This is a genomic window from Prosthecobacter sp., from assembly GCF_044222565.1.
In the GTDB taxonomy this organism is placed as follows: Bacteria; Verrucomicrobiota; Verrucomicrobiia; order Verrucomicrobiales; family Verrucomicrobiaceae; genus Prosthecobacter.
In genome coordinates, this window is record NZ_JBGANA010000012.1 from 202165 (window position 1) to 218021 (window position 15857).

At 61.0% G+C, this 15857-nt stretch carries 16 protein-coding genes; 10 read left to right on the top strand and 6 right to left on the bottom strand.

The annotated features are described in order from the left end of the window. Positions 1–44: 44 nt before the first annotated feature. Entirely contained in the window at positions 45–806 is a 762-nt protein-coding gene (locus ACILSR_RS18725) for a phosphodiester glycosidase family protein (RefSeq protein ID WP_395751323.1), read from the bottom strand. 75 nt (positions 807–881) lie between these two features. Then, positions 882–2441 (bottom strand): hypothetical protein, encoded by a 1560-nt coding sequence (locus ACILSR_RS18730; protein WP_395751324.1) that lies wholly within the window; start codon positions 2439–2441, stop codon positions 882–884. Between the two features lie 135 nt (positions 2442–2576). On the opposite strand from ACILSR_RS18730, the gene aroC reads away from it, so the two are divergent. Both aroC and ACILSR_RS18740 read left to right on the top strand, forming a co-directional pair. Next, positions 2577–3662 carry a chorismate synthase gene (gene aroC / locus ACILSR_RS18735; protein ID WP_395751325.1) on the top strand — a complete coding sequence of 362 codons (1086 nt, stop codon included), beginning with the start codon at positions 2577–2579 and terminating at the stop codon, positions 3660–3662. Between the two features lie 5 nt (positions 3663–3667). Beyond that, positions 3668–4402, top strand: coding sequence for a hypothetical protein (locus ACILSR_RS18740; protein ID WP_395751326.1), 735 nt, complete (start codon positions 3668–3670; stop codon positions 4400–4402). A 25-nt stretch (positions 4403–4427) separates the two neighbouring features. Here the strand turns inward: ACILSR_RS18740 and ACILSR_RS18745 are convergent, their stop codons facing one another. Both ACILSR_RS18745 and ACILSR_RS18750 read right to left on the bottom strand, forming a co-directional pair. After that, positions 4428–5867, bottom strand: coding sequence for a C39 family peptidase (locus ACILSR_RS18745; protein ID WP_395751327.1), 1440 nt, complete (start codon positions 5865–5867; stop codon positions 4428–4430). Between the two features lie 57 nt (positions 5868–5924). Beyond that, on the bottom strand, positions 5925–7235 hold the full coding sequence (locus ACILSR_RS18750; protein WP_395751328.1) for a glucose-1-phosphate adenylyltransferase: 1311 nt from the start codon (positions 7233–7235) through the stop codon (positions 5925–5927). A gap of 132 nt (positions 7236–7367) precedes the next feature. On the opposite strand from ACILSR_RS18750, the gene ACILSR_RS18755 reads away from it, so the two are divergent. The 3 genes from ACILSR_RS18755 to ACILSR_RS18765 all read left to right on the top strand — a co-directional run bounded on the left by ACILSR_RS18755 (position 7368) and on the right by ACILSR_RS18765 (position 10424). Further along, positions 7368–8333 carry a c-type cytochrome domain-containing protein gene (locus ACILSR_RS18755; protein WP_395751329.1) on the top strand — a complete coding sequence of 322 codons (966 nt, stop codon included), beginning with the start codon at positions 7368–7370 and terminating at the stop codon, positions 8331–8333. 36 nt (positions 8334–8369) lie between these two features. Continuing rightward, on the top strand, positions 8370–8900 hold the full coding sequence (locus tag ACILSR_RS18760) for a peroxiredoxin (RefSeq protein WP_395751330.1): 531 nt from the start codon (positions 8370–8372) through the stop codon (positions 8898–8900). A 99-nt stretch (positions 8901–8999) separates the two neighbouring features. Further along, positions 9000–10424 (top strand): class II fumarate hydratase, encoded by a 1425-nt coding sequence (locus ACILSR_RS18765; protein ID WP_395751331.1) that lies wholly within the window; start codon positions 9000–9002, stop codon positions 10422–10424. A 65-nt stretch (positions 10425–10489) separates the two neighbouring features. Here ACILSR_RS18765 and ACILSR_RS18770 read toward each other — a convergent pair whose 3' ends face one another. Further along, positions 10490–10993, bottom strand: coding sequence for a universal stress protein (locus tag ACILSR_RS18770; RefSeq protein WP_395751332.1), 504 nt, complete (start codon positions 10991–10993; stop codon positions 10490–10492). Positions 10994–11094: 101 nt separating this feature from the next. Then, entirely contained in the window at positions 11095–11523 is a 429-nt protein-coding gene (locus ACILSR_RS18775) for a hypothetical protein (protein ID WP_395751333.1), read from the bottom strand. 136 nt (positions 11524–11659) lie between these two features. Between ACILSR_RS18775 and ACILSR_RS18780 the strand changes: the two genes are divergently transcribed. The 5 genes from ACILSR_RS18780 to ACILSR_RS18800 all read left to right on the top strand — a co-directional run bounded on the left by ACILSR_RS18780 (position 11660) and on the right by ACILSR_RS18800 (position 15723). Then, the gene (locus tag ACILSR_RS18780; protein WP_395751334.1) at positions 11660–13240 is read left to right on the top strand and encodes a hypothetical protein; all 1581 of its coding nucleotides are present in this window, start codon (positions 11660–11662) and stop codon (positions 13238–13240) included. Positions 13241–13336: 96 nt separating this feature from the next. Next, on the top strand, positions 13337–13777 hold the full coding sequence (locus ACILSR_RS18785) for a hypothetical protein (protein WP_395751335.1): 441 nt from the start codon (positions 13337–13339) through the stop codon (positions 13775–13777). 7 nt (positions 13778–13784) lie between these two features. Next, a complete protein-coding gene (locus ACILSR_RS18790; RefSeq protein WP_395751336.1) occupies positions 13785–14639 on the top strand; it encodes an alpha/beta fold hydrolase in 855 nt (284 codons plus the stop codon). A gap of 67 nt (positions 14640–14706) precedes the next feature. Further along, positions 14707–15276, top strand: a complete 570-nt coding sequence (locus ACILSR_RS18795) for a plastocyanin/azurin family copper-binding protein (RefSeq protein WP_395751337.1) — start codon at positions 14707–14709, stop codon at positions 15274–15276. Between the two features lie 30 nt (positions 15277–15306). Next, positions 15307–15723: an OsmC family protein gene (locus tag ACILSR_RS18800; protein WP_395751338.1), complete on the top strand. Its 417-nt coding sequence runs from the start codon at positions 15307–15309 to the stop codon at positions 15721–15723. Positions 15724–15857: the final 134 nt, after the last annotated feature.

Sequence of the window (15857 nt, forward strand, 5' to 3'; positions counted from 1 at the left end):
CTGGAAAGCGAACAAATCCTCCCGGAACAAACTCACGCCCAGCTCTACCTCGGCTCCTCCACAAAAAACATCCCCGCAAACGTGTTCGAGATGAACGTCGCATCCGCCTTAGGATTCACCACCATCTGCGAGATGTCGCCGTCCAGAAAGAGCGCATCCTCACAGCCGAGGTGAAGAAAAAGCTGCGTAAGCTGATGAAACGTCACTCGTCCCTTCACTGAGTCATCACGATCACTCATCACAAAGACGATCTGCCCGCCTTTCTTCCGCACACCCACGGCATTGCGCAGGCGCTTGTTGGGGGAATTTGCCCGGAAGGCAGGATGGATCACCCCCTTGCGCATCAGTAGCGGGCCGGACTGCGTGGCCAGTCGGGGGTGCAGACCGCTTTTGGCATACTCCTCCGCCTCCATGACTCCGGCGCCGGTGGCAGCGTCGAGGTAGAAGACGCCGTTGGGCTTGAGGAAAAAGTTGCCCGCACCTGCATTGAGGTTCAGCGGCACCAGCTCTTTCCCGGCGCAGATCGTCAGCCCGCAGGGCCGCGGACCGTGCTCATAGATGCCGGCGTTGGTGGCAAACAGCAGCCTCCTGCCATGGGCATTCACCTGACGGCTCAGTCCGTTAAAATCCCGCAGCGGCGTGCCGTCATCTCCCAGCCAGGCCAGCTGCAGGCGTCCCCAGTCCGCCTTATCCACCCGGTAGAGGTGGTACCGCCCGCCTTCATACTCCAGCGTCTCTCCCGCATGCAGAGACGAGGTCAGCACAGCGCAGCAGAGCAGGAGAAACTTCCGAAAAGAGGAGATCATGCGGCAGGTTGCCAGTTTTCTAATCGTCTTGCAATCCCCGGAACCGACTCACCAGCCCGCTTGGACAGAGGTCGTTCATTTCCCACGGTCGAAGTGCTGCCGCAGAATCTTCCGCCACTGCGCCAGCACTTCGGCTTGATCCGGCCGGCGTCTTGCAGGCCAGGCATCATTGAGGTCCTTCTCACTGACCAAGGGCGTCGTCAGTCCATCGTTCGCCGTTTCCAGCAATGCCTTGAGCGTGTACCAGTCTGTTTCATCAAATCTCCCGTCGTTGACCAGAGCTCCCAGAAACTCAGGGATGTCCGGCCGATTGCTGCCTCGCACCAGATATAAAAAATCCATAGGCCCATGATTCGACGCATCGTTTCGGGACTCTTTCAGCCTGGCCTGGGCCAGATAAAACCATTCAACAAATCTCTGCTTCTCACGGGCCCCCGCTGCCCGCCACAGCGCGCCCATCAGCACCGCCTGTTGTCCCCCTCCGCTGACGACTTTGATCGGGAAGCGTCCGAAGACTTTCATCGGGAAACGTTCGAGTGCTTCGTCAATGAGGTGAATGGCAGATGGGAGATCCCTTTCACCGGTCAGTTCCGCGGCCGCAGCGGCCCAGTATGGAGACGCGCCGGTCAGCGTCTTTCGGGTCGTGCTGCGTTGTTCGCTCTCGCAGTCCAGCAGCACCGGAGCATCCTCCGCTCGCAGCAGCTCCCGTGCGTGGCGCAGGAGGAAGATGGCCATCCATTCAAACGAGCGGCTGCTGCTTGGGTCAAGAGCGTCCAGCCAAAGGTCCGGATCGTCCGTAATGCGCCGTTGTTTCAGGAACCGCACGATTTGAGCAGGGCCAGCCTCCCTCAAGGCAGAAACACACGCTGCATCCGGGGAAAGAGGGACTAATTTTACAGGGCTCATGCTGCGCACATAGAGCAGCGTCCATGCGCGCTCCGGCATCGGCAGCGCATGGATCTCATCCAGCACACGTTGTACATCAGCCTGATAGGAGGGCTGAATCGGCGAGCTCAGGCGGTCTGCACGATTGAGTTTAACAAGAAACCAGCCCGCGCAGTGCTTACGGTTCGCACGCTGCTTCCAGTATTCGTCAAAGGAGAGCTTCTTCTTCGTGCTGGCCTTAAAATAAAAATCCAGCATCGCCCGGGCCACGTCTCCCACCGTTTGAGGTCCTTCAAATTCCGCCATCGGCAGCGGGCCGAGCGCGCTGTTTAATGATGCGTGAATCTCCGGAAATGTGGCCGCCGTGTCATCAGCACTCGCGGCGATCAGCGGCAGGTCATGCGCCTCCTCCCGCACAAACAAGGCCCCAAGCGCCAGCGTGCGCACCTTGGCGTCATCGTGCTTGATCAGCACTCTCAGGCACTCGGGGCGCTGGGCCCATTGGTGCAACTCCTTCATCAGCTGCACCTGTTCCTCCAGCATCTTCTCCGGCCAGCGCCTTTCATCATGCCGGTTGTGGATGATGTCCTGAGTGGCGAAGTGAGAAAGCCTTCCCGCTGCCGCCTCCATTTGCTGCCGCATCTCAGTGCACCCAGCATCGATGGCCGGCCGTTCTTCAGCGGCCTGAGCGCCCGCCAGAACGAGAAAAACGCCGAGTGCGGCGGCTGTGGCAAGGCGTCTTGGGCTCATGACTGGATTCACCGATGGCCGATAAACGGCCAGGCGTCTGCAAAATGCATGCAAATTCGGATTTCCCCAATTCCTTGATTCCACTCATGAAGAACCCTTGAACCCAGGGCGGATTGCCCCATGATGCCACCCCGCATGTCCAGCAGTCTCGGCACACTTTTTCGTATCAGCACCTGGGGTGAATCCCACGGCGTCGGCGTCGGCGTCGTCATCGACGGCTGCCCGCCGCGCATCCCCCTTTCCGTGGAGGACATTCAGGCAGAGCTGGACCGTCGCCGCCCCGGCCAGAGCAAGATCGTAACCCCTCGCAAAGAGGACGACAAAGCGGAAATCCTCTCCGGCGTGCTCGATGGCCTCACCCTCGGCACTCCCATCGGCATCCTCGTCCGCAATACCGACCAGCGCCCCTCCGCCTACACGGAGATGCAGCAGTCCTACCGCCCCAGCCACGCAGACTACACCTACGATGCCAAGTACGGCATCCGCGCAGTCTCCGGCGGCGGCCGCTCCAGCGCCCGCGAGACCATCGGCCGCGTCGCCGCTGGTGCCATCGCCCGCAAAGTCCTCCAGCATTCCCTCACCGGCTACGAATGCCTCGCCTACGTGAAGACCGTGCAGAACATCGAGGCCCAGGTCCCCGCCGCAGCGGAACTCACCTCTGCCCTCATCGAGTCCAACATCGTCCGCACCTGCGACCCCGTGGCGGCGGAAAAGATGATCGCGCTCATCGAAAAAATCCGCAGCGAAGGCAACAGCGTCGGTGGCATCATCGAGTGCGTCGTGCGCGGCGTCCCCCCCGGCCTCGGCGAGCCCGTCTTTGACAAGCTGGAGGCAGATCTCGCCAAGGCCATGCTCAGCCTCCCCGCCTGCAAAGGCTTTGAAATCGGCAGCGGCTTTGGCGGCACCACCCTCACCGGCCTGGAGCACAACGACGAATTCTACATGGACGGCGGCACAGTCCGCACCCGCACCAACCGCAGCGGCGGCATCCAGGGCGGCATCAGCAACGGCGAAGACATCGTCTTCCGCGTCGCCTTCAAGCCCACCGCCACTGTCCTGCGCGAGCAGAAAACCGTGACCAACACCGGTGAGGACACCACCCTCTCCGCCCGCGGCCGCCACGATCCCTGCGTCCTACCCCGCGCCGTGCCCATGATCGAAGCCATGGTCCACCTCGTGCTCGCAGACCACTTCCTGCGCCAGCGCGCCATGAGGGGATAAATGTCATGCGCTGGCTCCTGCTGCTTGGTCTCACGACTTGCTGCATGGCGCGGCCGCTGCCGCTCATCCCGCTCGGCACCACACCGAAGGAGGTCGCCATCAGCCCGGAACTCAGCTCCCTGGGCTATTTCACCACCTGGGAATCGTTCGTGATCGCAGAGGTCATGAAAGTTACCTCGCAAGCTCATCAATCCGCTTCGGAGATCCGGCTGGAAGAGGGCTGCACCTTGCGCCTGGAAGCCATGTATGGGACCTCGGCTGAACTGGCCGGTGCCACCACTCTTCGTATCGGCGGCTCATACCTGCATGACACCTATCAGCAGGTGGAGCCCGACTGGGGCGTCTGCGGTTCTCTCAAACAAGGGCAGAAGGTCGTGGTTCTTTTGCATCGCTGGGGCGAGGATCAGTCTCTGACGGTGGGGTATCACTCGGTCATCGTGCTCACCGATAAGATCAGAACGCTGCCGGAAATCCTCCGCCGCACCGGCTCTGACCCCAGCCGTCTCACCGCAGCCGACTTCGCCGTATTGCATGCTGCCAGCCCGTTGTATCTTGAAGAGGCCAATGTGATCGCTGAAGTAATGGCGTCGTTAAAGATCAGAGAGTCTGCCTTCCTCAACTGGCTCGTGGGCATGTGCGTGCCCCTTGTCCTGGGCGTCATTCTCTGCGTCGATTGCAGCCGGCGCTTGAGAACGCCGCTGCCTGGAACCTATGCCGTGACCTCTGGGAGACAAGACTGATGGCGGAGCCATCCCCGCTACCCTCTCAGAATCCTACCACATAAAAGTGCCCCTGGGACACCTGCTCGGCCTCCGGCAGCGTGATCCAGCGCTCTTTGTAGTCTTCTCCCCAGCTGTCACTGAAGGCGATCTCGTTCGTGTCCCGGTTGTACCCGGTGATGAGGACCACGTGGGCGCTGTCTTTGTCCTTCGGCAGCCGGTTGGCGGCGGATTCTTCCGTGACCTTGGCTTTCCAGGAGGCCCAGTTCGCCACGGCTTTGCGGTCCTGGGTGCGTTTGTTTGCCGTGTCGTTGAACTTGTCCGTGCTGTACAGACGCCACATGATTGGCACGCCTTTGTCGACGTACTTGGCAATCTCCTTCATTTTCAGTTCGCCCTGCCAGGCATCAAACGAGCGGCGCTTGCTGCGGATCTGCGGAGCGATGCCTTCCAGCAGCATCTCCACGCTGGTACCGCCTCCAAAACCGCTCTGGCCCGCGTTGGCGAGGATGTACATGTCCGCAGGAATGCCGAGATAGCGCATGGCGCGCTCCGCGGTGGCCGGCACGCAGTAGCCTTTGGGGCCTTGGTCCACCATGGGCAGGTCGCCCACCACCACGTCGCCATTCTCACGCTTTTCCAGGTTGGCCAGCACACGCGCGCGGATCTCCTTGTCACCCGTTCCCTCCACCTTGCCACCGGCATCCGCAAAGGCGGTGGTGACGATCTGCACGCCGACGTACACTTCTTCGGCCTCGGCCAGAAGAATGGCATGCCCGCGCCAGTCCCAGCGCTGCATGTTCATGCGCCCGGCCTTCTCGCCAAAACGCTCCTTCTTTGGCGCTCCGAGCTTTTTGGTGAGCGTCTCCGCGATCGCAGCCAGGTCCTTGTCCATGGCCTTCTTGACGATCTTCGCCGCCTCGGCAGGCGGTGTGTCTTTGTCGAAGTGCATTTCTCCGCCACCCTTGGCGCTGAAGAGATCGCCCTTGTTCGCAAACACGAGCGAGAAGCCGGTGATCTTGTCGTTCTCCGCATACATGGCCACCGAGTAAGGATGCGCGCCAAACAGCATGTAGTCCTCCTTCGTGTAGGAGCGGTAGCTGCTGGCGTTCTTCGTCTTCGACTCCTGCGGGATCTTCAGCTTGGTCGCCAGTTCTTCGGCGGAGGAGTCCCACAGAATCACATCGCCGAAAAGCGGCTGGCCTGCGACTTCGTTCATCTCCGCCGGCGTCAGTTTGTCGGCCGGACTTTTAAACGCATTCGCCTTGATGAACTGCTGGTCCGCCGCCGAGAGGGAAGCGATGGCCAGCGAGTACTTCTGACCATTGGCCAGCTCAAGCGTCACGTTGGCCCCGCTGACGCCGAGCATCTTGGCCTGAATTGTCTTGCCCTGGGCATTGGTGAAAGTGCGCAGTTCAGGAGCTTGGGCAGATGCCGCTGCAAGGCTGAGACCTAAGGCTAGGAAAACACCGGTGATATGTTTCATGATTGACGCCTCTAAACGCATGCACGCGCGCTCATGTTAGTATTTTTTGCGGACGGCTCAAATCCACGTTCCGGCCGGGATGATCGCGTCCTTGGGAACGCAGACAATGCCGTCACGGATGTAGAAGTTGTCCCCGTCCATTTCGCTCGGTTTACCTTCGGGGGTGATCACCACGTTGTCGCCGATGTGCACGTTCTTGTCGATGATCGCGCGCTCAATGCGGCAGTTGCGGCCGATCCCGGGCGGCGGGCGGTCCGGATCTGTGCCGGCCGCTCCAGCATAGAAATCGGCCCCCATGATGATCGTGTCACGGATGGTCGCGCCTGGCTCGATCTTCGAGCGCACGCCAATCACGGCGGTTTCGATGTGCGCATCCGTCACGATGCAGCCGTCGGCGATCAGTGCGTGGTGAATCGTGGCGCCGTTGATCTTCGTGGCCGGCAGCGCACGAGAGTGGGAGAAGATGGGCGCGGTCGAGTCAAAGAAGTCAAACTGCGGCACCACTTTGCACAGGTCCAGATTGGCCTGGAAAAAGCTGCGGATCGTACCGATGTCCTCCCAGTAGCCGTGGAAGTTGTAGGCATTCACCCGGCGGTCCTTGATCGCCGTGGGAATGATGTGCTTGCCGAAGTCGTTGTGCGTGTTGTCCAGGCACTCCTCCAGCACCTTGCGGTTGAAAAGATAGATCCCCATCGAAGCCTGGAAGCGCGGCTCGGTGGTTTCAATGCCCAGCCCCTTCAGGGTCTCCTCCGGCATGCGCAGCTTCTTGAGCACCGCCGGATCTTTAGGCTTTTCCACAAACTCGTGAATGCGGTTGGTGGCGTCGGCGTGCATGATGCCAAAGCTCGTCGCATCCTTTTCGTTGACCGGCAGTGTGGCAATCGTCAGATCAGCCTCGCTGGCCAGGTGCTGGCGCATCACCTTGCGGAAGTCCATGCGGTAGAGCTGGTCCCCGCTGAGGATGAGGAAGTAATCATGACCGCCCTCGAGGAAGTAGCGCAGGTTCTGGCGCACGGCATCCGCAGTGCCCTGGTACCACCGTTCGCCATCGGGTGTCTGCTGCGCCGCCAGCACTTCCACAAAGCCGCGCGTGAACTGGTCAAAGCGGTAGGTGCGCGAGAGGTGCCGGTTCAGCGAGGCGCTGTTGTACTGCGTAAGCACATACACCTGGCGCAGGCCGGAATTGATGCAGTTGCTGATCGGGATGTCCACCAGCCGGTACTTGCCCGCCAGCGGCACCGCGGGTTTCGCGCGGTCCTTGGTCAGCGGAAAGAGTCGCGTCCCGGCCCCCCCTCCCATGACGATGGCCAGAGTGCTGCGTCGGAGGAGTGCATCAGCTTCAAACTGGGACGAAATAATCGTGTTCATGGCAGGTGGTTGAGTCTGTCGATATTTCTCTGCAACAAGCTGAACAAGCAAGCGTTATCCATGCCTCAATCATTTTGTCGAGCTGACGCGCCTCGCAATCTTTTTAGTACTATCACCATATCCAACCCCCACATGCACTCAATTGTGTTTCGTTTGCCAATTCTTGCCAGCGCCTGCCTTCTTGCGTCCTCAGTACAAGCCGCGGTCAATTTCGAAAAGGAGCTGCTTCCCACCATTACTAAGAAGTGCATGGATTGCCACAAGGCTTCTCAGGTGGTGAACGGCCAGAAAAAAGACCCGAAAGCCGGCCTGCGTCTGGATGCCTCCTGGGCCATTTTGAAGGGCAGTGAAAACGGTCCCGTCCTCACTCCCGGCGCACCGGACAAGAGCGGTATTTATGAGTCTGTCATGCTGCCCAAGGACGATGACGGCCACATGCCTTCCAAAGGCGAGGATCTGACCAAGGATGAAATCGCCCTCCTCAAGAAATGGATCGAGGAAGGCGCCAACTTCGGCGGCTGGATCGGCAGCGTGGAAGGCATGCCCGCGGGTGCGCAGACGGAATCCACCAAGCCCTTCAAGCCCCGTCCGCATGACCTTTTTTACGCCGCTTTGGAGAAGGAAGTGAAGCCCCTTTCGGATGACCAGCTTGCCAAAGCCAAGGCCGCCGGCGCCCAGGTCTCTCCCATCAAGGTGGAAAGCCCCCTCGTCCGCGTGGATTTCCTCACCGGCGTCTCCAAGTGCAACGACGAAAAAGTCGCCGCCATCCTTCCCCTCAAGGAAAACATCGTCCAGGTGGACCTCGGTCGCACCATCATCACCGACGCCGCTCTGAAGACCCTCGGCCAGATGCCCCGTCTGGTCTCCCTGGACCTGCGCCAGACCAAGGTCACCGATGCCGGCCTCGAGGCGCTCATCGGTTTGAAGAAGCTCGAGACCCTCAATCTCTACGGCACCGAGATCACAGATGCCGGATTGCAGCACCTCGCCAAAATCAAGAGCCTCAAAAATGTCCATCTTTGGCAGTCCAAAGCCACCAAGTCCGGCGTAAAACAGCTCACCGCCGCCATCCCTGGCGTCAAGGTCAGCATCGAATAATCCCGTCCGTTCAGTCTCTCCACCCCGTATCCTGCCATGAAAAAGCGTCTCTTCATTCTCACCGCCATGTCTCTGCTCAGCTCACTCTTTGGAACCGCCAATGCCGGCGAAGGCAAAATGGTTAGCTATCCCGCCCCTGAGGTCTCGGGCATCAATCAGGATGGCAAGACGGTGAACTTTGCCGATGTGTACAAGAAAGGCCCCACGGTCGTCTTCTTCTACCCGAAGGCCGACACCCCCGGCTGCACCAAGCAGGCCTGCTCCCTCCGCGATGCCTTTGCCGATCTCTCCAAGCAGGGCGTGCAGGTCCTCGGCGTCTCCTTTGACAAGGCGGAAGCGCAGAAGGCCTTCAAGGACAAGTTCACCCTCCCCTACGACCTCATTGCCGACCCGGAAGGCAAAATCGTCGCCGCTTTCAAAGTCGAGAAGATGGCCAAAGGTCTTCTCTCCCTCGCCAAGCGCAGCTGCTTCCTCATCAAGGACGGCAAGGTCGTCTGGGAAGACTACGCCGCCGCCACCGACCAGCAGGCCGCCGACATCAAGCGCGTGCTCGCTGAAGCCAAGTAAGCAGACGTCGCGTTCAGATTCCAACTCACACACCAGCCGGGGGCCGCAATGCCCCCGGCTTTTTTGTCATTCCACATTTCCCACAAGCGTATGCCTGTCATGAAAACCCGCATGGAGACAGACAGCATGGGGGAGATGCCCGTGCCGGAGGACGCCCTCTATGGCGCCAGCACCCAGCGGGCCGTGCTCAATTTCCCCGTCAGCGGCCGCCGCGTGCCCTTGCCCCTCATTCACGCCTACGGCCTCATCAAGTGGGCTGCTGCGCATGTGCACCACGCTCTCGGATTGCTGCCGCAGGACCAGACCGCGCTCATTGAAAAGGCGGCGTTGGAGGTCGCTGCAGGCGCGCACGATGCGCACTTCGTCATCGACATCTACCAGACTGGATCTGGCACGAGCACCAACATGAACGTGAACGAGGTCATCTCGAACCGTGCCTGTCAGCTCGCCGGCAGGCCCATCGGTGCCAAAGACCCTGTGCATCCGAATGACCACGTGAACATGGGCCAGTCCAGCAACGACACCTTTCCCACCGCCATTCACATTGCGGTGGCGCTGGAGTTGCAGCTTCGCCTCCTTCCTGCCCTGGAGGCTCTGCGCGTCGCACTGGCGGCCAAAAGCGTGGAATTTTGGGACGTCCTCAAAATCGGTCGCACCCATCTTATGGATGCCACACCAGTCCGTCTCGGGCAGGAGTTCAAAGGCTACGCACGTCAGGCCGAGCTTGGCGTGGATCGTGTGCACAAGGCTCTCAACGGCCTCATGGAGCTCCCTCTCGGCGGCACTGCCGTTGGCACCGGTTTAAACAGCCATCCCGACATGCCCGCGCAGGCCGTTGCTCTCCTCGCGGAAAATACCGGCCTGCCCTTTCGCCGCGCACAGGATCACTTCGAAGCCCAGTCGGCCAAGGACGCCCTCGTGGAAACCAGCGGCCAGCTCAAGACCATAGCCACCAGCCTGTTCAAGATCGCCAACGACATCCGCTGGCTCAGCTCCGGCCCGCAATGCGCCATCGGAGAGATCATCCTTCCCGCCACCCAGCCCGGCAGCTCCATCATGCCCGGCAAGGTAAACCCTGTCATGTGCGAGAGCCTCATGCAGGTCTGCGCCCGCGTCATGGGAAATGACACCACCGTCACCTGGTGCGCCGCCAATGGAAATCTCGAGCTCAATGTCATGATGCCTTCACTCGCAGCCGCGCTGCTGGAAAGCATCGAACTCCTCGCCAACGCCACCACCCTCTTCAGCGAACGCTGCGTCAGCGGCATCATCGCCAACCACGAACGCTGCACAAATTTCATCGAGCACAGCCTCGCCATGGTCACCGGCCTAAACTCCAAAATCGGCTACGACAAAGCCGCTCAGATTGCCAAAGAAAGCGCCAAGACCGGCATCCCAGTCCGCCAGCTCTGTCTCGATCGCCTCCAAGACCTCGGCATCACCGAAGCCGAACTCACCGAAGCCCTCGACCCCGCGCGCATGACCAGTCCCAATGCCCAGATGGTCGGCGGCGGCGGTGGATGAAAATCAAAATCTGAACTCTGGGAAAGATTTTAACCCCAAATCTTTCTACCTTTTCCGGAATCGTTTCAAGCCGGCAAAGGCACCCCTAGCGCCGCCTCCTCGGCGGGCGCATCCGCTTCAGCCACCTTCAGCACACGAGCCTGCGGCGCTGGCACACTCGGAATGATCACCACCGGCCTCTGCGCATTCCGAATGATCCCTTCCGTCACACTGCCCACAATCAAATGATACAGCGAGCCATGGCCATGCGATCCCATCACAATGACATCGGGATCTATGCGCCCGATCTGTTCTAGCAGCGTAACCTGCAGCAGTCCCCCGAACACCTGCGCAGAGGCATGAACCCCTTCCTTGGCCAGTGCATCACGCATGATTGAGAGCTCCTTCTGCCTCGCCTCAAACACATCGGGAGGCACTGCTGGAGGCTCAAAATCCACCACCAGCGGCTCCGGCGGCACCACATGTACCAGAATCACCTCGCTCTCAAAGGCCTTGGCCAGGGTCCTGGCATGTTCGAGAACCTTTGAGCTGACGTCGGAAAAATCGATGAGCGCAAGAACGGTGTTCATAACATCACGGGGTGGTTGTTGCGCCAGTGCGGCTCCCCAGAAAAGATACGTCTTTCACCCCCTCGGCAGTCGGGCTGAAAACGCCGCTCTCTTCAAATGCGTCACACTTCGTACCACGCCGCGTCCGTCTTTACAGGCTTCAGCCTGGCCACGGCCTGAAAGGCTTCGCTCGAGCGCACGGAGTTTTCAAATTCCATTGCCCCATCCGGCATCGTGCACAGGCGCGTCCCGTTTTCCAGTGCCTGCAGCTCCGGGGCAGGGGAGTAGTACAGCGTCAGGGAGAGCTGGCTCATGCCATCCTCATCTTCATCTCCGGGCTCGATGAAATGGCGGGTGAATTCCAGCTGAAATCCGGGCACGGGTCCTTCCTCATGCAGGCCCCACTCGCACAGCAGGGTGTCCCCTTCTTCATCCAGGATGCAGCTCTCCGCGCGCACATTTCGGTAAAAGGCCGTCATCTGCTCCAGCGCTCCCTCCGCGCCGAGAGTCTCCACCGTCTTCCCTGACGCGGTGACGGCAGCTTGGAACATGGAGGCGGAATCCGCGGGGTGCATGGCTCGGTAAACAGATCGTCGCAGTCTTCAGGTTTGGCCGCATGAGAAAACTGCATAATCTGCCACTTTTCGTAAACGCCTCGCGCATAGGCGCTGTCTTTACCTCCGCTGCATGATCTCTTCCCGACGCTTTCGAGCTGCCGCCATCCTCCCTCGCTGGTGGGTGGTGCCGTTTCTGCTGCTCGGCTGCCGCATGGCCTTGCGTGCAGACTGGCGCGATGACATCGGGTACACCCAGCTGGCGGCCGAACTTGGCCCTTCCATGCCCACCGGCGCGGGCATCATCCTGCTGGATTCCGAGGCCAATGATCAGACCTCCCCGCCCAATTACCTGCCCCAGGCAGGCGGGCCGGGCACTTTTGCTGGGGCAGACCCTTACACTGGCAAAACATTTACCGCCGGATCCGGCGCCGGCGTGGTGCTCAGCCACGCGCAGTCCGTGGCCTTCTACTTCTATGCCAACGGCTCCGGCATCGCCCAGGGAGCCACCGACATCCGCATCTACACCGCGAACGATTTCCTCACGGGTCTTTACTCAGCCACCGGACCGACGGATTTTGGGGCGCGCGTGCAGAATCACAGTTGGAAAGGCAGTGCGGATACCACGACCGATCCCCAGCTGTTGCGGAGTCTGGATCTCATGATCAATCGGGATGGTCGCATCGTCTCCGTCGCGCTGGACAACAGCACCGGCGCCATCCCGCCCCTTCTGGGAAACAATTATCACGCCCTCACCGCCGGGGTGCGTTCTGGACTCCACAGCCTCGGCGGCACCAACACAGACGGCTCCGGCCGCATGAAACCAGACCTCGTCGTCAATGTGCCTGAAACCAGCTACGCCTCACCCGCCATCGCCGGTACCGGGGCCGTCCTGCTCCAATCCGCCGCCTCCCTGGCCTCGGGCAGCGCCAATGCGCAGATGCCCCAGGTCATCAAGGCCCAGATGCTCGCCGGCGCTTCCAAGCAAAACCTGCCCCAATGGCTGCGTGCGAGCGACAGCGCCCCCTACGATGCCGTTTTCGGTGCCGGAGAGCTGAACCTTCGCAATGCCTACTACATCCAGCAGGCCGGCCAGCACACGTATTCCACCACCGCCGAGTCACCCTCTCGTGGCTGGGACTACGCCGCCACCACCAATGCCGCTGCCGGGCGGCGTTACTTCTTCAGCATCCCTGCCGGCCGCTACGGCAGCACCTTCTCCGCCGCGCTGACCTGGCACCGCACGTTCTCTGGCTTCGCGCGCAACTACACCGGCACCCTTTCGGACCTGAACCTCAAGCTTTACTCCGCCACCGGCCTCATCCCCGGGGCCACGCCGCTCTACTCCTCCACCAGCACCGTGGATAATGTGGAGCACCTCTTTTGCTACAACCTCCCACCTGGACAATACATGCTCGTCGTCACCACCAGCACGAATGGCCGCAACTACGGCCTCGCCTGGGACACCCAGCTTGGCCTCGGCCCCGCGGTGTCACCCCGCCTCAGCGGCGGCAACCTGTTGCTGGATCTCTCCAGCCTCGATCCTCAGGTCAGCTACATCCTCGAAAGCTCCCCCAATCTCGCCGCCCCCTGGACTACGGAGCAGACCATTCGCACTGCGGACAGCACTGCCTCTTTCACCTACACCTGGCAGAAGCCCGGCGCTCCCCAGGGCAGTTACTTCTACCGCCTGCGCTGGACGCCGGTCCGCTAAGAAAGAGAAGAGAGCAGCTGCCGCAGGCCACACACCGCTGCCATTCCCCCTCTTTTTGATCGCCTTTCCACCCGACACGGCTCAAAATCCTGCCGCATGAGCCTCTCCTCCCCGCATCCCATCTTCGTGCTGGCAGCGCTTGGTATCGTGGCCACCGTGCTCATGCTCTTCATCGCCTTTCGCGTACGCAGTCTCGGGCTAAAAGTGCTGCTCGTGCTCATTTCTATCCTCACGCTTGCCCCGGCAGGTTTGGTGATGGCGGCCGCCTATCCGGAATGGATCGATGCCCGCTACCGCAGCTACAAGACCTTCTTTGCAGACATCCGCCTCGGCATGACGCGGGAGGAGGTCATGGCTGTCCAGAACCGGCTCTACCCACCCGACGGCCCCCGCAAAAAGCCCACCATCATCGTGGAGGACGAGCGCAGCATCACCTTCTTCATGCACCCCGAGCATGCCACGGAGCCCAATTGTGAAGGCATCTTCCTCGCCTTTGAAAACGGCAGGCTGAAGTCCAAAACCTATTCACCTGACTGATCTCCCCATGTCTCTTTGGAACCGAGTCCTGCGCATCGTCGCCATCATCGTTCTCACCCCTGTGATCTTCCTGCTCAGCTGCCAGTCCCGTCTCATTTACTTCCCTAATCCCTACCGCAACGAGTATGAAACGGCGTTGCAAAAGGCCCGTGGAGCGCGCATTCGCTTCACCACCTCCCAGGGGCGCCAGACAGCCTTTTACATCCCCCCGCACTCGCCACCCTCCTCCGGCCTGCCGCCGACCCTCTGGCTCTGCTTCGCAGGAAACGGCTCCCTGGCTCTCGACTGGCTGAGCCATACCTCCGGGTGGGACACCCACCAGGCCTACCTCTTGATTGACTACCCCAGCTACGGCGAGTGCGAAGGCGAGCCGACGCCTTATCGCATCCGCGAGAGCTCCAAGGCCGCCGTGGCCGCCCTTGCGGCGCACCTGCAAACCACCCAGGAAGAACTGCACCCACGCCTGGCCGTGCTCGGCCATTCCCTCGGCGCTGCCGCCGCACTCATGGCTGCGGACGATCTCGATGTCTGTCGTGGCGTGCTTCTTTCTCCTTTTACCACCATGACGGAAATGGGCCGCATAGTCCTTGGCTGGCCCCTCTGCTACCTGAACCGCCACCGTTTTGACAATCAGCAGACCCTGGGCCGGGTCGCCGCGCGTCCGGGCGCCCGGTTCGTCATCTTCCATGGCGGTGACGACGAAGTGATCCCCGTGCGCATGGGCCGCGAGCTTTCGCAGGCCCACCCGCAGGTCGTCACTTTTCACGAAATCCCGGGCGGCCACCACAATGATCTCCTGGAGACCGACTCCCCGCAGGTCGGGCGTGCGATGCAGGAAGTCCTCGCAGGCGCTCAGCCCTGAGACACACGGCGGTTGCTTTCACGCGCCGCTGTGCTCTGATGACCCTTCAATCCCTCATCTCTAGCTCATGTCCGCCCACCCTTCCTCTTCCGAAGATTCCCCCTCCATTTGGTCTCTCCTCAACAAGATCATCGGTACCATTCTCGGTGGTCTCGTGCTGCTCTGGGTGCTTGCCTTTGTGGCGGAAGGCCTGGGCTCCCTTCGTCCGAAGCCCAAGGCTGAAGAACTGGGCGTCGCTGCTGCGGCCCCGGCTGCGGACATGCCTCCCCTGGAAGTCACCATCAAGCCCGACGGCCCCGCCGGCATGGCCTATGACATCAAGACCATCAGCGCCAAAGTGGGCCAGAAAGTGAAGCTCACCCTCACCAACGCCCATCCCGTGCCGCTTGCGCACAACATCGTGATCGGCAAGGCGGGCACGAAGGACAAGATGAATGCCATCGCCACCGCCGGCATGACTCTGGTGGACAAAGGTTTCGTCCCCGACTCTCCGGACATCCTCGCCCACACCGGCCTGGTGCAGCCCACCAAAACCGAAACCGTCGAGTTCGTCGTCTCCGCCGCGGGCGATTATCCCTACTTCTGCACTTTCCCCGGCCACTTCCTGCTCATGAACGGTGTTATCACCGTGCAGTAATCGAGCTCCCTTTTACCTTTCACACCTCCCATGGCCGTCTCCATCAGCGTTGACTACGAGGGCGGCCTGCGCTGCCGTGCCACCCACGGCCCCTCGCAGGGCCAGCTCCTCACCGATGCACCGGTGGACAACCACGGCAAAGGCGAGTCCTTCAGCCCCACTGACCTCGTCGCCACCGCGCTGGCCACCTGCATGGCCACCGTCATCGGCATCAAGGCCCAGCAAAAGGGCTACGACATCGCCGGCATGAAGGTCAGCGTGGAAAAGCACATGAGCGCGGACAGCCCACGCCGCATCGTGCGCCTGCCCATCACCATCGAGATCCCTCTGCCCGAAGACCACGCCGACCGCAAGCTCCTCGAAGCCACCGCCCTCGGCTGCCCCGTCCACCACAGCGTTCATCCAGACATCGACAAACCGGTGACCTTCGTCTGGAGCGGGAAGTGAATCGCCTCGAAGTCGCAGCGCTCCGTTAAAACGCGCCCTCCGGCAGGAGAGGGACCATCTTGGTCCCTCAACGCTCCGCCATACCCTAGACCAGTTCTCGAAAAGATTGTCATATTGAACCGGCGAGCGCAGCG